The 19,678-nt window shown below is 48.1% G+C and carries 16 protein-coding genes and 1 pseudogene; 10 read left to right on the forward strand and 7 right to left on the reverse strand.

The window, feature by feature from the left end:
• Positions 1–12 precede the first annotated feature (12 nt).
• The 3 genes and pseudogenes from KTH90_RS22380 to KTH90_RS22390 form a co-directional block, all read left to right on the forward strand.
• Entirely contained in the window at positions 13–957 is a 945-nt protein-coding gene (locus tag KTH90_RS22380; protein ID WP_158355293.1) for a CFI-box-CTERM domain-containing protein, read from the forward strand.
• Positions 958–991: 34 nt separating this feature from the next.
• On the forward strand, positions 992–2,275 hold the full coding sequence (locus KTH90_RS22385; protein WP_158355291.1) for an O-acetylhomoserine aminocarboxypropyltransferase/cysteine synthase family protein: 1,284 nt from the start codon (positions 992–994) through the stop codon (positions 2,273–2,275).
• Positions 2,276–2,846: 571 nt separating this feature from the next.
• Positions 2,847–2,990 (forward strand): annotated as a pseudogene (locus tag KTH90_RS22390) (ATP-binding protein); the annotation flags it as partial.
• A 271-nt stretch (positions 2,991–3,261) separates the two neighbouring features.
• On the opposite strand, the gene KTH90_RS22395 reads toward KTH90_RS22390, so the two are convergent.
• The 5 genes from KTH90_RS22395 to KTH90_RS22415 form a co-directional block, all read right to left on the reverse strand.
• Positions 3,262–4,389: a sensor histidine kinase gene (locus tag KTH90_RS22395; protein WP_158355288.1), complete on the reverse strand. Its 1,128-nt coding sequence runs from the start codon at positions 4,387–4,389 to the stop codon at positions 3,262–3,264.
• On the reverse strand, positions 4,386–5,072 hold the full coding sequence (locus KTH90_RS22400; RefSeq protein ID WP_158355286.1) for a response regulator transcription factor: 687 nt from the start codon (positions 5,070–5,072) through the stop codon (positions 4,386–4,388). The genes KTH90_RS22395 and KTH90_RS22400 overlap by 4 nt, the downstream gene beginning before the upstream one ends.
• A gap of 82 nt (positions 5,073–5,154) precedes the next feature.
• A complete protein-coding gene (locus tag KTH90_RS22405) occupies positions 5,155–7,107 on the reverse strand; it encodes a CotH kinase family protein (RefSeq protein WP_158355284.1) in 1,953 nt (650 codons plus the stop codon).
• Between the two features lie 23 nt (positions 7,108–7,130).
• Entirely contained in the window at positions 7,131–7,802 is a 672-nt protein-coding gene (locus KTH90_RS22410) for a DUF4956 domain-containing protein (RefSeq protein ID WP_158355282.1), read from the reverse strand.
• Between the two features lie 40 nt (positions 7,803–7,842).
• The gene (locus KTH90_RS22415; RefSeq protein ID WP_158355280.1) at positions 7,843–8,517 is read right to left on the reverse strand and encodes a polyphosphate polymerase domain-containing protein; all 675 of its coding nucleotides are present in this window, start codon (positions 8,515–8,517) and stop codon (positions 7,843–7,845) included.
• A 421-nt stretch (positions 8,518–8,938) separates the two neighbouring features.
• Here KTH90_RS22415 and KTH90_RS22420 point away from each other — a divergent pair, with 421 nt between their 5' ends.
• The 7 genes from KTH90_RS22420 to KTH90_RS22450 all read left to right on the forward strand — a co-directional run bounded on the left by KTH90_RS22420 (position 8,939) and on the right by KTH90_RS22450 (position 17,997).
• The gene (locus KTH90_RS22420; RefSeq protein WP_408626305.1) at positions 8,939–9,706 is read left to right on the forward strand and encodes a ClpP family protease; all 768 of its coding nucleotides are present in this window, start codon (positions 8,939–8,941) and stop codon (positions 9,704–9,706) included.
• A 564-nt stretch (positions 9,707–10,270) separates the two neighbouring features.
• Positions 10,271–10,777: a hypothetical protein gene (locus KTH90_RS22425; protein ID WP_158355278.1), complete on the forward strand. Its 507-nt coding sequence runs from the start codon at positions 10,271–10,273 to the stop codon at positions 10,775–10,777.
• A gap of 257 nt (positions 10,778–11,034) precedes the next feature.
• Positions 11,035–11,910, forward strand: a complete 876-nt coding sequence (locus KTH90_RS22430; protein ID WP_158355276.1) for an undecaprenyl-diphosphate phosphatase — start codon at positions 11,035–11,037, stop codon at positions 11,908–11,910.
• Between the two features lie 13 nt (positions 11,911–11,923).
• The gene (locus KTH90_RS22435; RefSeq protein WP_158355274.1) at positions 11,924–14,509 is read left to right on the forward strand and encodes an FtsK/SpoIIIE family DNA translocase; all 2,586 of its coding nucleotides are present in this window, start codon (positions 11,924–11,926) and stop codon (positions 14,507–14,509) included.
• 35 nt (positions 14,510–14,544) lie between these two features.
• On the forward strand, positions 14,545–16,215 hold the full coding sequence (locus tag KTH90_RS22440) for a formate--tetrahydrofolate ligase (RefSeq protein ID WP_158355272.1): 1,671 nt from the start codon (positions 14,545–14,547) through the stop codon (positions 16,213–16,215).
• 21 nt (positions 16,216–16,236) lie between these two features.
• Complete coding sequence (gene folD, locus KTH90_RS22445) at positions 16,237–17,073, forward strand: bifunctional methylenetetrahydrofolate dehydrogenase/methenyltetrahydrofolate cyclohydrolase FolD (RefSeq protein WP_158355270.1); 837 nt, start codon at positions 16,237–16,239, stop codon at positions 17,071–17,073.
• Positions 17,074–17,094: 21 nt separating this feature from the next.
• Positions 17,095–17,997: an FN3 associated domain-containing protein gene (locus KTH90_RS22450; protein WP_238727504.1), complete on the forward strand. Its 903-nt coding sequence runs from the start codon at positions 17,095–17,097 to the stop codon at positions 17,995–17,997.
• A 127-nt stretch (positions 17,998–18,124) separates the two neighbouring features.
• Here KTH90_RS22450 and KTH90_RS22455 read toward each other — a convergent pair whose 3' ends face one another.
• Together KTH90_RS22455 and KTH90_RS22460 are read right to left on the reverse strand one after the other, a co-directional pair.
• Positions 18,125–18,700, reverse strand: a complete 576-nt coding sequence (locus tag KTH90_RS22455) for a xanthine phosphoribosyltransferase (protein WP_158355266.1) — start codon at positions 18,698–18,700, stop codon at positions 18,125–18,127.
• A gap of 81 nt (positions 18,701–18,781) precedes the next feature.
• On the reverse strand, positions 18,782–19,648 hold the full coding sequence (locus KTH90_RS22460; RefSeq protein WP_158355264.1) for a shikimate dehydrogenase: 867 nt from the start codon (positions 19,646–19,648) through the stop codon (positions 18,782–18,784).
• Between the last annotated feature and the right edge of the window lie 30 nt (positions 19,649–19,678).

Raw genomic sequence — 19,678 nt, forward strand, 5'->3', positions numbered from 1 at the left:
GGAGGAAAGCTCATGGAATTTATCGAAGGAAAATGCCCGAAATGCCAGGGAGTGCTGCAGATTCCCGGGGATCGTGACAAAATCATCTGTATGTACTGCGGTGAGGAAATCGAAACAGCTGCCGCGGTAAAGCAGGAAGAAACACAAAAACAGGCCGACGCGGAAAAAAAGAAAAAAGATGAGAGAGCCTACGAGCGGGATTATCAGATGGCCATAGAGGGAGTTCCCAAGATATTATTCAACATGGACCAGCCGTTGGTAAACTTCAAGAAAGGCCTGTATGAGGGAGCCTTCCGGAAGCATTATATGCAGCATATCGTGACATTGGAAGCGATTGAGAGTGTCTATCAGATGGCAGAGGACAAAGACCGTGTGTTAAATGACCTGTCCATGGCAGTGGTGGAGAAGGCGCGCAAAGAGCTGGAGCCCGTCACGAGAAAAGGTCCCCGGAGCCAGAAAATCATGGATTTTAATATGGGGCTGGTTGTTTTTGCCATACCTACCATTCTGGAGTATAAAGGAGAGTCCTCCGATCCGTTGGCAGACCGGATTCTGGAACTATGGAACAAGGAGTTTCCGCAGCACCATGTGGGAAAAGCCACCTTTGCGGATATCAACGGTGGATTCCGCAGAAAATTCTGTTATATCACCACAGCAGTCTGTGAGAGTCTGGGGAAACCCGATGACTGCTACGAATTGACCCTTCTTCGCAATTACAGAGATCAATATCTGGCCAATCAGGACGGCGGGGAGGCGATTATCAAAGAGTATTATGATATCGCTCCGACGATCGTCAAGAGGATCAATAAACGCACGGACCGCAGAGAAGTTTATGAAAGTATTTGGGAGCAATATCTGTCTCCCTGCATAAAACTAATAGAAGAAGATAAAAACACAGAGTGCCAGGAGATTTATTCCCAGATGGTAAGAGAATTACAGAAAGAATACCTTTTCTAAGCTGTCCCGTGTGTTTTGACCGAAGGAGGATACAATGAGCAAAGAATATCGATTGGAGACAAAGTGCATCCAGTCAGGATGGAAACCTAAAAAAGGGGAACCCAGAGTCTTACCGATCTACCAGAGTACCACATTCAAATATGACACCACCGATGAAATGGGCAGGCTGTTTGACCTGGAGGATTCCGGGTATTTCTATACCCGTCTTCAGAACCCCACCAACGATTACGTAGCGTCCAAGATCGCGGACCTGGAAGGCGGAGTCGCTGCGATGCTGACCTCTTCCGGCCAGGCGGCTAATTTCTATGCGGTAGCCAACATCTGCCAGGCCGGTGATCATATCGTATGTTCCAGCACCGTATACGGCGGAACCTTTAACCTGTACGGAGCGACCCTGAAAAAGATGGGAATCGAGTGTACCTTTGTAAATCCGGATGCGGATGCAGAGGAGTTAAACAAGGCATTTTGTGAAAATACCAAAGCTGTAGTGGCGGAGTCGGTAGCGAATCCGGCCCTGGTGGTTCTGGACATAGAGAAGTTTGCTGGAATCGCCCATGCCCATGGGGTTCCGTTAATTATCGACAATACGTTCCCCACCCCTATCAACTGCCGTCCCTTTGAATGGGGAGCCGACATCGTAACCCATTCCACCACGAAATACATGGACGGTCATGCAATGTGCGTGGGCGGCTGCATCGTGGACAGCGGGAACTTCGACTGGGAAGCCTACGCAGATAAATTCCCGGGACTGACCACTCCGGATCCTACATACCACGGTATCGTTTATACGCAGAAATTCGGAAAAGGCGCTTATATTACCAAGGCTACAGTCCAGCTCATGCGTGACCTGGGTTCCATTCAGTCCCCCCAGAACGCGTTTCTTCTGAATGTAGGCCTGGAGACTCTGGCCCTTCGTATGGAACGCCATTGCTTTAACGCGGGCAGGGTAGCGGAATACCTGGCTGGTCATGAGAAGATAGAGTTTGTCAACTATGCGGGGCTGCCCGGGGACAAATATCATGCGCTGGCACAAAAATATATGCCCAAAGGGACCTGCGGTGTCATCTCCTTCGGCCTGAAAGGCGGCAGGGAAGCGGCTATCCGGTTTATGGATCACTTACAGCTGGCAGCCATCGTTACCCATGTGGCGGATGCCAGAACCAGCGTGCTTCATCCGGCCAGCCATACGCATCGCCAGCTGAACGATGAACAGCTGCTGGAAGCCGGCGTGACTCCGGGCATGATCCGGTTCTCCGTTGGGATTGAAAATATTGAGGATATCCTGGAAGATTTGGAGCAGGCTTTGGATTTTGCTTAAATTATACTGAACTAAGAGACGACCGACTGATGGAGAGGGGCCGGGCCTGATACCACCGGGAATCCGGGGAACGAAACGGCCTGCCCTTGATTCGGGATGCCGGGGAAAAATTCTTATAGCGGAAAAAGCAACCGGATAAGCAGCTCCGGGAGCCTCTGGAAACGGCGGGGATGCTTCTTCCTTTTGGAAAGGCGGTATAACAGTACAGACATTGGTGCCAGGTTTGAAAGTCTTGTAGCCGTTAGCATTATGTCTCTCTGGACGGATATCACTAAGGACCACATGAAATTTTGACCTGGCAGCCTCTTAATTTTTCTGCATCGAGAGAGCGGTAGCCTCCGTGCTCATCAAGCTGAAGGAGGCGCTCTGCTTAAATCATCCGGTTTAAAACCATGTTCTATCAAAATTTTTTTAGCAATTCTATATTCTCTTTGTATAAAAGCATAAATTGTTTTCGAAAATCTGCTCTTTCCGCATCAGAAAAAGCTTGAATCGCCAAACGCATTACACCCTCGCAGGACTGTGCAAGGAGTTCGAATGACTGAATATAATAGGCCATGTTGCGGTGGAGTTCCGAATTGCGGATACCGGTATTGGTATGAAACCGGAGTTTATGGAGCGGCTCTTTGATTCCTTTACCCGGGAACAGGACAGCCGGGTCAGTCAAATTGAAGGCACCGGTCTCGGCATGGCCATCACTAAGATGATCGTAGATAGTTGTTGGAAGAGATGGGAGATCAGGTAGAAATTGCGGAAAACGGGCAGGAATGTGTGAGACGCAGGTGACATTCCCATATTAACCATGACGGCGGACGCTTTTGTGGAGGATATTGAAATGGCCCGTAAGGCCGGTATGAATAGTCATCTTTCAAAACCACTGAACATTCCGGTCATGCTGCGGGAGATACAGCGATTTCTCAGTCCAGAGAACAAATTGGAATAAAAGAGTAATAAGATTAGACGGCTGCGGTTTTATAATAGGGTTCTTAAAAAACTATGGTAATCGTTGTACCCACACCTGCTGTGCTTTCCAGTCTGATATCACCGCCACAGCTCTCCGCAATGGTCTTCACCACGGATAGCCCCAGACCAGAACCGGGAATTTTCTGGGAACGGGATCGATCTGCTCGGTAGAAAGGTTCAAAGACATGAGGAAGGTCTTCTTTTGAAATACCGATTCCCGTATCGGTCACTTGAATAACAGAACAGTTATTAATCTCAGAAAGAGTGAAGTCCACACTGCCTCCGGGGCGGTTATACTTGACAGCATTTTCTGCCAGATTGAAAAGAAGCTGATAAAGAAGTGTCTGATCTGCATGGACGGCCTTGCATGTCCCGGAAATATTAAGAGAGACTTCGGCCAAATCAGCTTTACCTTTAAGTTCTGTGACAATCAGCTTCAAAAGCGGCAGCATCTCTACATAAGATTCAGCATCTTCTCCCGTATTTTTTGTCAGGGACATGAGAGCGTCGACCGTTCCAACGAGGCGTTCCATACAGACTTTGGCGGCCTTTGTAAATTCCTGATAGTCCTGGATGGAAGGCTCGTCATCCATTTCAAGCACCTGCAGAGAAGCCTTAAGAACTGCCAGAGGTGTTTTGAGTTCATGGGCGGCATTTGCGGAAAAATTTTTTTGCACTTTAAAGGACTCCTCTAATCTGTCCATCATGCTGTTAAAGGATGAGGTAAGCTGCAATACCTCACCGGCAGCCTCGGGCAGATCCACACGCTGATGGAGCTGCCCCTGATCGATAGCACGTATAGAGCGGGTCAGGGTGGACAATGGCTGCAGGAGCCGTCCTGCAAGGTAATAAGTCAGTATAACAGAAAAAATGATGACGCCAAGCATAACAAGAAGACTTTGAATGGAAAACTGCTTTGTGGCCTCTTGGTAGGGGGAAACCGGGTCATTAAGGATGATCTCCCCAGGTGCGATCTCCGGCTTAGAGATTCTTTTTTCTGTAAGAGAATCCTTTTGCACGGTCTCTTCCCCCAGAATGCTGTAATAGCTTTGGGCGGAATAAATAGAATGGGCGGTGAGAATCAGGCAGGCCAGTGTTGCAACTATTCCTACCAGTAGTGTGATTTTGATTTGGAGCGGCCATTTATTCATATGAGTTCCTCCTCCTTTGCCATCCGGTATCCTTGTCCGCGCAGTGTAATGATCAATCCGTCATTATCGGAAACACTGGATAACTTTTTCCGCAGAGAGGAGATATGGAATCGGAATGAATTGCTGAACGGGTCTGCCTCATTGTCCCAGACATGCTCAATAAGCTCCCCGGGAGAAATCGTTCTGTCCGGGTGCATCATTAAATATTCCAGAATGGAGTATTCTTTTTTGGTCAGTCCAAGCGGCGTCTTGCCCCAGAAAGCCTGTTTAGAAGCGGTATCTACCTGTAAATCGCTAAGACGCAGAGACGCGCTTTGAGCCTCTGTCTTTTGGCGTAGCAAGGCGCGGATGCGGGCTTCCAGCTCAGCAAAGTCAAAAGGCTTGGTCAGATAATCATTACATCCGCCATCGAGTCCTGCAACCTTGTCCGGAACACTGCTCCGCGCAGACAGGATGAGCACACGCATAGTCTTATCCTCTTCACGAATCCTCCGAAGGACCTCCATCCCGTCAAGTTTGGGCAGATTAAGGTCCAAAATAAGGAGGTCGTAATCATTAATGCTGTATTGCGCAAGAGCTTCCTCCCCGTCGTAGGCACAGTCTATGGCATAACCATGCTTCCTGAGCCCTTTGGCAATGGCTACCGATAATAATTCTTCGTCTTCTATTAATAATAATCTCAATTTTTATCCTTTCCGTGGATCTTTCAAGTATATCCTGCTGACAGCAGAATCTGGTGCAGATAGAAATCCTTGTTCTTTTTTGTTATACCGTAACAGTATAGCACATTTTGCCAGAATCCTTAATTGGGTTTTCACCGATATCGTTACCATTTTCCGAACTATCCTCAGGCAGAGGTTTGACAATGTCTCCACTCTGTTCTTCTGAGGCCTGATCAGGAGCAGCGTCAGAAGGATCCGGCGTGTTTGTACCGGTCTCCGCACTGCCTTCTTCCGGCAGCGCCATTGTAATATCGCCGTCCGCCTCACTGGCAGCTTCCCTGACAGGTGGCTGTTCCGCCGTCGGTTCCGACGTATGAGCTGAAGATTCAGAGACAACACCAATGTCGCCTTCCTTTGTCATAGCATTCAAATCTATGGAAGAGCCATCGATAAGTGAAGCGGAATCTGCCTCCTGGCTTTCGATTGTGGAGGGAATCGTGCCGTTCAGCTGGCCGCGGATACTTTCGACTCTAAGTTTACAGAACTCTTTCAGCGTCTGTGTACCTTTCAGAAATTCGTCATAGTCTGCGAAGGCTGTAGGGTCTTTTTTTACATAGGATGAGATTAAATCCACATTTTTCTGGACCAGTCCATCAAAATACCCGCTTTCAAAGTATTCTGCAATAAAATAGCTGAGGGCCTGGTGATACATGTCTTTATACTTCTCATCACTGAAGATCCATGAGATCATAGGCCGGGACTGCATTACATCATCTCCCCCTGTTACCGGCGAATCAATGGGGGCATTAATATAAGAGGTGGCATCATTGCCAACCTGTGCAAAATTCATCAGCATCCCGCCAAAAGAAAGATTATAATCCCAAGGGAGCATGGAAAGCGTTCCATTGTATTCACGCAGATAGTAGTTGTGTACAAGTACGCCGGTGTAACTGTCCCCGTTGACAAGAAAGTTATGGACGGCAAAGTATTGGATTACTTCTTTTATATCCAGCGCCTCCGAGAGGTCTTTTTGTTCATTCAGTTTTTTAAGTGACTGGATCAGGCGCTTTTTATCCGCTTTACTTACATCTCCAAAAACGGAATTGTCAAAAATATTAGCATAATGTTCCGGGTCGTCATCGCTGTAAAGCAGCGATACATCTCCCGCATCGATGGTGCCGTCCACCTGCCCGGTATTGTTATCTGCCGCATTATCGTCTGCTGCCGCCCCGGGAACACTGGCCTTATCCGCTTCATTGCCGGAGGCTCCGTCCTCCGCGATGGGAGCTACTTGGTCTTGTGGTGCAGGGGTATCCGCTGTATCATTGGAAACTCCATCATTCAGCGCAATAGCGGCCACTTGATCCTGAGGTTCAGGGTTCTCCCCGTTCTCAGGAAGCTCCAGATCTTCTTCGCCGCCCATCCCAAATAAGTTTTCAATGTCGGGTTTATAAATATTCCCACGATCGTTTCCGTAATTACGCTGTGCAAAAGCATCCTCAATGCCTTCCACACCGAGATAAAGACCAAAGTCCCTGCCGTTTACTGTGATCCATATAAAACTTGTCAGCGGAGAACTCACCCCCATTTTACGCATCATATCATAGGAAAGGTAGTCCATAAGATAAGTATTGTCCTGAATCAGATTATTTAATGCCAGCTTATCTAAACCGTAATAGGTTTTAGACGGCTCATAGTGGTCAAATTCGACCTTAAAACTGAGTCTGTCAGAATCGGACTGAGAGACAGCAAAAAGTGACGAGGCCCCTTTCGGCCGGATAGCCACATTTTTGATATTTTCGCCGTCAATTACTACGTTACAGGGGATATATTGCTTATCCAGAGCATTATCCAGCATATCCAGCCAATCCTTATCCTTGACGACGATATCCAGTGTATGCACCCTGTCGGTATCGAACAGCCGTTTTGCATATGCCGGGTCTGCCGAGATCTTCTGAATGAATTGGGGGCCGATGCCGACAAACAGCATTGTAATGATAAGCGCGGCCGCTATGACGGCAATGCAGATACGGTCAATGTGTTTACTTTTACTCATTGCTTAAGGTTCCTTTCAGTTGTCTATCCCATATAGTCGCCGTTGTAGCTTACTAACACAACATTTTCTACGCCCTCTAACACGAACATCTGATTAAGGAAATCCGTATGTTCATCTTTGAGACGGATTTCGTAATTGATCTCAATGTTGCCGCGTGTCACGGTCTTACTTTTGACTACGCATTTTTCCACCTCAGAAGCAAGGTATTTCCCCGCTTCTTTTTCCGCTTTCTGATCCGTACATCTTACGACTGCGATATAAGGCTGCGTATGAGACTTCCGGTTCACGAATATGAGCAGAACGATTCCAATCACGACACTACCGAATACAGCCAGAGGTATCATACCGGCTGCGAGCACGATACCGACAGCGATAGCCCAGAACATAAATGCAATATCCAGCGGTTCTTTTACGGCAGTACGGAAACGAACGATTGACAGGGCACCGACCATACCAAGGGACAGCACAACATTACTTGTCACAGCAAGGATTACAAGCGTGGTGATCATAGTCATGGCAATCAGTGAGATGCCGAATCCTGAAGAATACATCACTCCGCTATAGGTCCTCTTATAGATCATGAATATGAAGAGTCCGACGCAGAATGCAAGAATGATTGCCAGCACCATATCTATAATGGAAACACTGGCCACATTTTCTAAAAAGTTTGATTTAAAAATATCTTTAAATGTCATTGGTTTTACCTCTTTCTTTTTTGTTTAGTATAGTTTTCTGTTACCCGTAGATACGGCATGCGGCATATTTGGAAAATGCCCCGGCCTGACGGCTGCCTAGCTGTACGATATCCCGAATGATCTCCGGAAGAAATTCATCGTATTTTACTTCCAATAGCGGCCCTTGTGTTCCGGCTGGAATGGTGACAGCCAAAGACGTTAGGGCCTGTACGCCATTGACCGTTCCGGTGCGGATACCGCGGTCTAAAGTCACCCGGACATTCCCGGCAGTAAATATAAATGGCTCCCGGATGTAATCCACAATCGTTTTTGGCCGAAGCTGCTGATACTGCATTTTGGAAATAAGTTCTGCAAGCAGTGTTCTTTGCGGGGCTAGGTCAGGATAAATGCCTTCCAGAAGCAGCGCTGCCTCTTCCTGCGAGACCGCTGTGGTCTGTTTATGACTCAGGCCATTTAATTTACTCTTTTTTTCGAGGTTTATATGGGTAAGGTCACCGTTATAAAAGCGAATGCGGAATTTTTCGCGCGAATTGACACCATCGATTTTTTCACGTAGTGCTTTGTCACCAGGTGTGTCAAAATATATGCTGCGGATATGGTATTCATTGTTTTCACCAACGTGTGAATCATGTAGCAGTACCGCTCGAAGCCTTGCCCTGACCGTCAGGTAATCATTGGGGCTTAATTGAAATTTGAATTCATGACGATATTTCATGTGGTGTTATCTTCTCCTTTTCTACAAGATAAACAGATCATAGCAGAATGTATGTTAGATTAAGTTTAGATTTTGAAAGAGGCTATATAATTCCGGAATCTGGAAGAAGGCATAAAAAAACAAATGACTGATATAAAAAGAGAGAATTCAGCTTTGTCATGCGATAATAAATGATATAAAAGATAATTCGTTTAACAAGCAGTTCATAATTAGGAGAAGAATAGCTGAGAAAAGAATCTTATAAAGTTAAATGTCCAAAAGAGATAATATTTGGTGATCCGCCTGTATAGAAATATAGAATTTCCATATACTAAACAAAAAAGAACCATGGTAAAAAGTGGTTCTTTTTGTTTAGAATGGGAGGTCCAACATGGGAGAATATCTTGAGGCAAATTGGAATAGCAGAGGAACAGAAAGTATGATAGACCGGGCGGATGGGAATCAAAAGGATGTATCTTCAAAAAACAAACCGGACAGGCAGAGTGAAAGCCGCGATGAGAAAAAAGACCAGGAATTAAAGAAAGAGCAGGATCAGGAACAGCTGATCCGGGAAGCGGGACAGATGACTTTGGATGAAAATGCCAAAAACTACAAAATCCATCTGTTAAGCATCATCGGTGAAATAGAAGGGCATGAGTGTCTGCCAGCCAACACCAAGACGACCAAATACGAGCATGTGCTGCCCCAGCTGGCCGCCATTGAGGACAGCCAGGAGATCGAAGGTCTTCTGGTCATCATTAATACCGTGGGCGGAGATGTGGAAAGCGGCCTGGCGATCGCAGAAATGATCGCATCTCTGAGTAAACCCTCCGTATCCCTGGTTCTCGGAGGCAGCCACTCCATTGGAGTCCCATTGGCGGTAGCTACCGAATACTCTTTCATCGTCCCGACTGGCACAATGATCATTCATCCGGTTCGGATGACCGGGATGGTAATCGGAGTCCCGCAGACCTACGATTACTTTAAAAAGATCCAGGACCGTATCGTAGGTTTCATCGCCTCTCACTGCAATACCACAGAAGACCGTCTGGAACAGCTCATGATGGAAACCGGAATCCTCACAAAGGATGTGGGAACTATCCTGGTAGGTTCCCAGACCGTAGATGAGGGAATCATTAACGAAGTCGGAGGAATTAAAGAAGCCATGGCAAAATTATATGCCATGATTGAACAGCGGCGGGGGAGTTGAGGAAGGGCCGGGATGAGGAAGGGCCGGGATTGGAGGGAAAGGACGGGACCGGGCCGAACCAGGCGGGAACTCCCGCGGGGCCAAATCACTTCGACCGGACCTAAGAACAGCTAACTCCGAAGACAGGAGAACCTCTTATTAGCAGGGCCTGGAACAAACTCGCCAAAAGGCGGCTCGGACAGTGTTCCAGACCCTGCGAGGTTCTCCTGCCTTCTGCGTAAGCCGTTCTAAGGCCCGGTCTCAAGTGATTTGGCCCCGCGGGAGTTCCCGCCTGGTTCCGCCCGGCCCCGTCCTTTCCCTCCAATCCCTGCGTTACATAAGGCCCTTTTCTGTGTTCTGCAGGCTGCGGAGATGTTATACCCATCCCGGCTCTTGTTTATCGCCCCTTCATGGTAAAGCTGGTCATGAATGGTGATTTTGACCTTACCGTACAGAAAGTAAACCATTTGACATTACTGTACAGGAATACTAGAATAAAAGAATATTTAAAAATAATTCTTTCATATTTATAGTTCAGGATTCTAAAAAGAGATCCAGGCAATACAGTAATCATGGGGTATTTAAATGAGAAAAATATATATTGATAAGACGGAAGAAGTAAGCTGCACGGCCGTATATATGAGAGATACGGAAATAATACAAGCGGGAACTACCATCTATTCCATGCCAGTTAAGGACAAAAATGCGGAGTATCAAAAGTTCGCCGACAAATACGACATTCACTTTATATTTGAAGATAGCCTGCCAGAGATAGATTTCTACACCATCCCTCGCGTAGATATTATGGCAGTGGATAGCTGCGGAGGATACATAGGAACAATTGGAGAAATCTGTGATTTAAAAAGTGATGCACCAATATGCTACCTTGACAGAAATAGGAACTGTTACTTAATTGCGGAGAACGGTAAAGACTTTCTAAAAACAGTAAATTCATGGAAAACACAATTAAAACCATATGATGAAGTAATATTCTACCATTCAAAAGAAGAGGCAAAAAAGAATCATGAATTTTTAGATATGAGTACCATAACCACAGTGGAAACCGACGATTCCCAAAAGATTCCCACATAAACCCAATCACTTCACACAAATAACAGCTAAATAAAAAAATCATAACTACTATATGATACCCGAGAACGCAGACCATTGAAAAAAAGTCTGTTGTAAAGCAGGGATGGGTACGCCCTTTCCCTCCCATCCCGGTCCATATACAGACCCATCCAAGGCCGCCCCTAAGGGAGCAACGGTAAATTATTCCGTGACAGCCGCCCCGTTCGATGCTATAATTAATACATATGCGAAAGTGAAGGTACACAGGAGGAGAGAACATGACATTATGGCAGTCACTGCTTTTGGGCCTGGTTCAGGGTTTGACTGAATTCCTGCCCGTCAGCAGTTCCGGTCATCTGGCCATCTTGAAAAACTTACTGGGATTAAAGCTGGAAACAGGGTTGTTGTTTGATGTCGTTTTGCATCTGGGCACCCTTCTCGCCGTATTTATCGCGTTTTTTAGGGATATCCGGAAATTGATCGTGGAAGGCTGCGGTATCGTGGCTGACCTGGTGAGGAACCTGATTATTTTCTTTAAAAAAATCGGCGGAGCCAACCGGAGTTACATACGGATCGTGCGGACGAATTACCGGAAATTTGTGATTCTGGTGATCGTGGCTACGATACCGACAGGAGTCATTGGCTATGTGGCACGGGACCTGGTGGAGATCGTCGGGGCGGGGCTTTTGGTGCCCGGTATCTGTCTGATGATAACGGGAGTACTGCTGTTGATCGCCGATGCCACCGGTGGCGGAAGAAAAGTACCGAAGGACGTAAGCTATACGAATGGGTTCTTAATCGGAATCTGCCAGGGAATTGCGGTTCTGCCCGGAATCTCACGGTCGGGGACTACGATTTCGGCGTGTCTGTTGAGTGGATTTGACCGGAAGTTCGCGGTGAAGTTCTCATTTATCATGTCCATTCCGGCGGTATTAGGCGCTGCCGTGCTGGAATTAAAAGATCTGGATAAAACCATGTTTCAGTCACAGGATATCATCAACTATGCGGTTGGAGCGCTTGTGGCTGCTGTGGTGGGATACATCTGCATAAAGACCATGCTGGTCGTGGTCCGGAATAAAAAATTTAAGTATTTCTCCATTTACTGCTTTGCCGTAGGACTGCTGGCAGTAATCGGAGCCCGTTTTATAGTATAGGAGGAACTTGACAATGGCTTCACAATCGAGCAGAAAGCGCAGTGCGTCGCGGTCGAAAGCGAATACGAAAAAAAAACGTGCTGCGAAACGACGGAATAAAAATAGCCCGATCGGAATGGAAGTGGCCGTTTTGTTTTCTCTGGCGGCTGCCATATTTCTAATGATAAGCAATTTTGGAGTGGGCGGTTTTGTTGGTAAGACAGTCAGCTCCTTTTTCTTCGGATTATTCGGCTGGATGGAATATATATTTCCGGTTATTCTGTTTTTGGTTATCGCATTCTGTATTTCCAACAGGGACAACGGTATCGCAAAATTAAAGGCGGGAGCGGGCGTACTGCTGTTCCTGCTTTTGTGCGCGTTCATTCAGCAGGTGTCTGTCGGTTATTCCAAGGATACGCCCTTTAAAGAGATATATCAGCATGCGTCTGGGAGGGCAGCATCCGGAGGGCTGACGGGCGGATTGATGATAAATCTGTTAAGTCCTGCGCTGGGGACCGCAGGCGTCTACATTTTCCTGGTCATTTTAATGATCATCTGCCTTGTGGTCATCACCGAGCGCTCTTTCCTGGGCGGTGTAAAAAAAGGCGGAAAGAAGGTATACGATTCCGCGAAGGAGGATGTGGCCCGCAGGAAGGAACGTGCCGCTGAAAAACGCGAAGAGCGGGAGAAACGGATGGATAAAAAGGTATCCGGAGTTTCTTTGAATACAAAGATTGATAAGAAGGAACAAAAAAAGCAAAAGGAAGAGAGTGCGTTAAAAGAACTGACCATGGAGGATGTCAAAGAGGCAGAGCTTCTGGATCAGTTTGATTTTCATATTTTCGAGCAGGAGCAGATGCCGATACCGGACATAGAGCCGGAGCCGGAGATATTCCCGGAGGTGGCGGCGGAGCTGCAGCATATGCCGGCCGGATCGGTGAAGAGTTCTGCACAAAGAGCTGAGGAGCACGTCGGGGAGATGCCGGATTCTCAGAGTTATTCGTATCATCATTCCCAGGATTCAGTCCCATCCCAGAACCAGCCACAAACAAAGCCCCGTGAGGCAGACGGGGAGGTTCGGGAAGAAAACGTGGCGATGCAGACGGAGAAGGAGCTGGCCCAGGCGTCGGCGGTGTTCAAGGTGGAATATGTGTATCCGCCGTTCCGTCTTTTGAAGAAGGGAAACGGGGGCAGGTTTGGAGACTCCGAGCGGATGCTCAAAGAGACTGCCTTGAAATTGCAGCAGACGCTGCATAATTTTGGTGTAAATGTGACGGTGACGAATGTCAGCTGCGGACCGGCAGTTACCAGATATGAGCTTCAGCCGGAGCAGGGGGTAAAGGTCAGCCGTATCGTAAACCTGGCGGATGATATTAAGTTAAACCTGGCGGCGGCGGATATAAGGATCGAAGCGCCGATTCCCGGAAAAGCGGCAGTGGGGATCGAAGTTCCGAATAAAGAAAACAATCCTGTCATGTTAAGGGATCTGTTGGAAACCGATGATTTTCAGAAACATCCCTCCAAAATTGCTTTCGCGGTTGGAAAGGATATCTCCGGACAGACGGTGGTTACAGACATTGCTAAAATGCCCCATCTGCTGATCGCCGGTGCCACCGGGTCCGGTAAGTCGGTGTGTATCAATACGCTGATCATGAGTATTCTCTATAAGGCAGGGCCTGAGGATGTGAAACTGATCATGATCGACCCAAAGGTGGTGGAGTTAAGCGTCTACAATGGGATTCCCCACCTGTTTATACCGGTGGTTACCGATCCGAAAAAGGCGGCGGGCGCGCTGCACTGGGCGGTGGCTGAGATGGAAGACAGGTATCAGAAATTCGCGGAACGAAACGTCCGGGATATCAAAGGTTATAACGCGAAGATCGCGTCCATCGAAGACATCGAGGATGAAAATAAACCGCAGAAACTGCCGCAGATCGTGATCATTGTGGACGAGCTGGCAGACCTGATGATGGTCTCTCCCGGTGAGGTGGAAGAGTCGATCTGCCGCCTGGCACAATTGGCGCGGGCGGCGGGCCTGCATCTGATCCTGGCGACCCAGCGGCCCAGTGTGAATGTCATCACAGGCCTGATTAAGGCCAACATGCCTTCCAGGATCGCATTTTCTGTGACTTCCGGCGTAGATTCCAGGACCATTATCGATATGAACGGCGCGGAAAAACTGTTGGGAAAAGGGGATATGCTCTTTTATCCCACCGGATATCAGAAACCGATCCGGGTGCAGGGGGCATTCGTATCCGACCGGGAAGTGGGAGATGTGGTGGAATTCCTTAAAAAGCAAAATACCGCTGCGCCCTACGATCCCAATATAGAGAGCCGGATCAACAGCGCGGTGTCCGGCGGTGGAGGAAGCGCTGCGGCACAGGACTCAGGCAGCGCGCGGGACGTATATTTTGAAGAGGCCGGTAAATTTATCATAGACAAAGACAAGGCATCCATCGGGATGCTGCAAAGACAGTTCAAAATCGGCTTCAACCGTGCGGCCAGGATTATGGATCAGCTGGCGGAAGCCGGGGTGGTCGGGGAGGAAGAAGGTACCAAACCCCGTAAGATTCTTATGTCGATGGATGAATTTGCAAATTACATAGAGGAATATGTATAAATCACGGAGAATGATGTCAAAGGAGGCAGTAAGTTATGAAAACGGATATTCAGATTGCACAGGAAGCCAGTATGGAGCCCATTCAAAAGGTGGCCGCAGCGCTGGGAATCGAGGAAGAAGACCTGGAGCTTTATGGAAAGTACAAGGCAAAGCTTTCAGATGAACTTTGGGAAAAGGTAAAGGACCGGCCCGATGGAAAACTGATTCTGGTGACTGCGATCAATCCCACACCTGCGGGCGAGGGAAAGACAACCACTACGGTAGGATTGGGCGAAGCCTTCGGACGCTTGGGCAAAAAAGCGGTGATTGCCCTTAGAGAGCCCTCTCTGGGTCCCTGCTTTGGCATCAAAGGAGGCGCGGCCGGCGGCGGATATGCCCAGGTAGTGCCCATGGAGGATCTGAACCTTCACTTTACCGGAGATTTTCATGCCATCACTTCCGCCAATAATCTGCTGGCTGCTCTGCTGGACAATCATATACAGCAGGGGAATGCGCTGGAAATCGACACGAGACAGGTGGTTTGGAAACGCTGTCTGGATATGAATGACAGGGTCTTGAGAAATGTGGTAGTGGGACTTGGCAGCAAAGGTGACGGTGTAGTCCGGGAAGACCATTTCGTCATCACCGTTGCGTCGGAAATCATGGCTGTGCTGTGCCTCTCCAATGATATGGAAGATCTGAAACGGCGTCTGGGACGTATGATCGTCGCTTATACAAGAGCGGGAAAACCGGTAACCGCTGAGGAACTTCATGCTACCGGAGCGATGGCCGCTCTCTTGAAGGACGCGCTGAAACCGAATCTGATCCAGACCCTGGAGCATACACCGGCGCTGGTCCATGGAGGACCGTTTGCGAACATCGCCCATGGGTGTAACAGTGTGAGAGCCACGAAGACAGCTTTGAAGCTGGCGGATTATGTCGTCACGGAGGCGGGATTCGGTGCGGATCTGGGTGCGGAGAAATTCTTTGACATCAAATGCAGGAAAGCGGGACTTAAGCCGGATGCCGTCGTGCTGGTGGCAACGGTCCGCGCATTAAAATATAACGGGGGCGTCCCCAAAGACCAGTTAAGCGGCGAAAATCTGGAGGCCCTGGAAAAAGGCATCGTCAATCTGGAGAAACATATTGAAAATCTCCAAAAATATGGTGTTCCGGTTGTTGTAACCCTGAATTCCTTTATAACCGATACAAAAGCGGAAATCGCTTTTGTAGAAAAATTCTGTAAAGACAGAGGATGTGAATTCGCCATTTCCGAGGTATGGGAAAAAGGAGGAGAAGGCGGCATTGCGCTTGCGGAAAAGGTTTTGGATACCCTGTCTGCAAAAGAAAGCCATTTTCGAGTGCTGTATGATGACCAGCAGCCTTTGGCAGCAAAGATTGAGACGATAGCCAAAGAGATCTACGGTGCTGACGGCGTGGTATTCTCCGCTGCGGTGTCAAAAGAGCTGAAGCATCTGACGGAGCTGGGCTTTGGAAATCTTCCAGTCTGTATGGCGAAGACCCAGTATTCCCTGTCGGATGACGCTACCCTGTTAGGAAGGCCGGAAAACTTCACAGTCAATGTAAGGGAAGTATATATATCAGCGGGTGCCGGTTTTGTGGTAGCGATTACCGGTGCGATCATGACGATGCCGGGGCTGCCGAAAAAACCGGCTGCAGACAGCATCGATGTGGATGAAAGCGGAAAAATAACAGGTTTATTCTAGGAGAAAAAGGAGTGAATGGGAATGGCACGAATTATAGACGGAAAAATGATCTCCCAGCAGATCAAGGATGAGTGTAAAGAAGAGGTAGCGGTTTTAAAAGAGCAGGGAAAGAGTATCTGCCTTGCTGTAGTGCAGGTGGGCGCGGACCCGGCCTCCTCAATCTATGTGAATAACAAGAAAAAAGCATGCGCCTATATCGGGATCGAGTCACTATCCTACGAACTGCCGGAAGAGACCACGCAGGAAGAACTGCTGTCTCTGGTAGAGAAGCTCAACCAGCAGAAAGATGTGAACGGAATTCTGGTTCAGCTGCCGCTGCCGGCGCACATTGATGAAGATAAAGTGATCCAGGCCATATCGCCTCTAAAAGACGTGGACGGCTTTCATCCGGCCAGTGTCGGTGCCATGTGCATCGGCCAGCCCGGCTTTTTGTCCTGTACACCGGCCGGTATTATCCAGCTGCTGAAGCGCTCTGACGTGGAGATCGCAGGCAAGGAGTGCGTGGTGATCGGACGAAGCAATATCGTTGGGAAGCCAATGGCGTTACTGCTCCTTCGGGAAAATGGGACCGTCACGGTGTGTCATTCCAAGACCCAAAATTTAAAAGAAGTGGCAAAGCGCGCGGATATACTGATCGCGGCCATAGGAAAACCCAGAATGATCAATCATGAATATATCAAAGAAGGAGCCGTCGTCATTGACGTTGGCATACACAGGGAAAATGGTAAAATGTGCGGGGATGTGGACTTTGCCGATGTGCTGGACCATGTCAGCGCGATTACCCCTGTTCCGGGAGGCGTAGGACCAATGACCATCGCCATGCTGATGCGTAATTGCGTAGAATCAGCGAAAAGATAGAAAGAACAGGCGGAAATGACCATGCTTTGTAAAAAATGTGGGACTAAGCTGAAAGATGGACATGTGTACTGCGAGAAGTGCGGGGAACCTGTGCAGATCGTACCGGATTTTAATCCGCTGGATGAAGCGGTACTGGAAAATGTGGCCGGTATGATGAATCCGGAGGAAAAATCTGCCTCAGACTGGAAAGCAATACAGGAGAAACCAGTACAGGAGAAAACAGTACATACCCATTCCAAACCACAGTCTAAGGCGCTGACACCGCGAAGAAAATTATGGATTCTGGGTATTGCGGTGACGTTACTGATCACAGGAGGAGCGGTAGGCTTTCTCACCTACAGGAATCATTCCTACACCTATCAATTCCAGAAAGCGCAGGAATACAGGGACAAGCAGAAGATCAGCAGGGCGATCGAATATCTGGAAAGGGCGATGGAATTAAAGCCTGAGGATCCGGCTGCTTATGAAACACTGGTTGAGATTTATACGGAACAGCACGAGGATGAGCAGGCAGTCGTTGTGCTGGAGCATATGATAGACGAAGGCCTTGCAACCGTGGAGGAATACGAAGAGCTCATTGGATTTTATAAAAAGGATGAGCGTATGAGTGATATTCCCGATCTGATACTGGACTGTACCGATCAGAACATCAGAAAAGAACTTTCCGTTTATATGGTGTCCGCTCCTGATGTCGATCTGGCACCTGGAATCTATTACAAAAATGTGGAGATTGAACTGCTGGCGGACAAGGGAGAGATCTATTATACCTTTGACGGCTCACAGCCCACCCACAAGAGCCATCTGTATGTCCGCCCCATTATGCTGCGGGAAGGAAAAAATACCATCCGCGCGGTGGCAGTCAGTGAGGACGGTTATTACAGCCAGGATATTACGCTGGAATACGAGATTAAACTTGATCAGTAAAAAGGAGTTTGTCACACTCCAGAAGTTTTTTATTCCAGAGGAGCACGTTTATATTGAATGAAAAGCACGGGCCAGATCACGGCCCGTGTTTGTATTGGCTTCGTATGCAGTTTATGAATTATATTGACTACTCGTGAATAAATTCGATCAGATCCACATCCATTTTACCTATTCTGGCCAGAGAATAGACATCCAATCCCTGGTCCTCCAGTTTCAGCCTTCCGGGCTGGAAGGATTTCTCAATCAGAATGCCGATACCCGCAATCGTAGCATGCGCTTTGCGGATCAACCGAACCGCGCCTGTGGCGGCTTCCCCGTTAGCCAGAAAATCGTCCACGATCAGAATGTGGTCATTTTCTGATATGTAATTCTTGGCCATGGTCAGCTCGTAATCCACTCCCTTAGTAAAAGAGGTGACTTGTGTCTGCCATACATCGGTTTTCAGGGTTTTGGAAACCTGTTTCTTCAGGATTACCATGGGAACCCCTAATTCCTGTGCAGTGTAGACCGCCGGAGCAATACCTGAACTTTCGATGGTGAATACTTTGGTAACACCTTGTCCGCGAAAATGATCGGCGATATCCTTTCCCATCTCATACATCAACTGTGGGTCGACCTGATGATTAATAAAGCTGTCCACTTTCAGTATTGATTCATTTAATGCGTGTCCTTCTGCCAGAATTTTTTCTTCCAGTAATTTCACGATTTTCACCTCTTAATTTTATGTTGTTTTCATCATATCACAGATTAAATAAAAAAGGAATCCATAAGAATAGGATCTGAATCAGGAAAAATATTTCTCCTTAATCACCGATACCGGCATGTCCTGCCCAGTCCAGATACGGAAAGCCTCCGCTCCCTGATACAGCAGCATGTACAGTCCATTAAAGACCTGGCAGCCGCGATCCCGGGCCATCTGCAGCAGCCTGGTCTCCCTGGGATTATAGATCACATCCGAGACGATCAGATCCGGGCGCAGCATTCCAGAATCCGGAATAATACAGCCGTCCGCGTGAGGGCTCATTCCCACCGACGTGCCGTTAGTCAGGATCGCACTATCCGAGATACTATTTTTAAGCATCCGGTCATCCGGCAGCTCATACAGCGAAGCCCTGCAGGACGTCTGCGCATTCAGCTTATCGATCAGATTCTGAGCACGGGACCAGAACTGATCCTTAATGCTGAACAGATCAATCTGCGCCACGCCGTCCAGCGCGGCCTGCACACAGACCGCGGTAGCCGCGCCGCCGGCGCCCAGCAGAGTCATCTTTTTTCCTATAATATCATGACCGGCATCTCTTACCGCGCACATATATCCCACACCATCCGTATTATGACCGGTGAGTACCCCATCGTCATTGACAATCGTATTCACCGCGCCGATCATCTGTGCGGCAGGGGAAAGACGGTCCGCCAGTTCGCACATCCGGTTTTTATCCGGCATCGTCAGATTAAAGCCCCTGACATTCAAAACCCTCAGGCCTTCCACTGCGGTTTTCAAATCCTCACAGCCCACATCGAATGCCAGATAAACATAGTCCAGTCCCAGCCGCGCAAACGATTCGTTATGCATCATGGGAGAAATACTATGTGCAACCGGGCTGCCCAATAAACCGGTTAACCGGGTATGCCCGGTAATCTGTTTTTCCATGTTTTTCTACTCCTTTTCCAGAATTATATC

The sequence above is a fragment of the Diplocloster modestus genome (genome assembly GCF_019042245.1).
Lineage (GTDB): Bacteria > Bacillota > Clostridia > Lachnospirales > Lachnospiraceae > Diplocloster > Diplocloster modestus.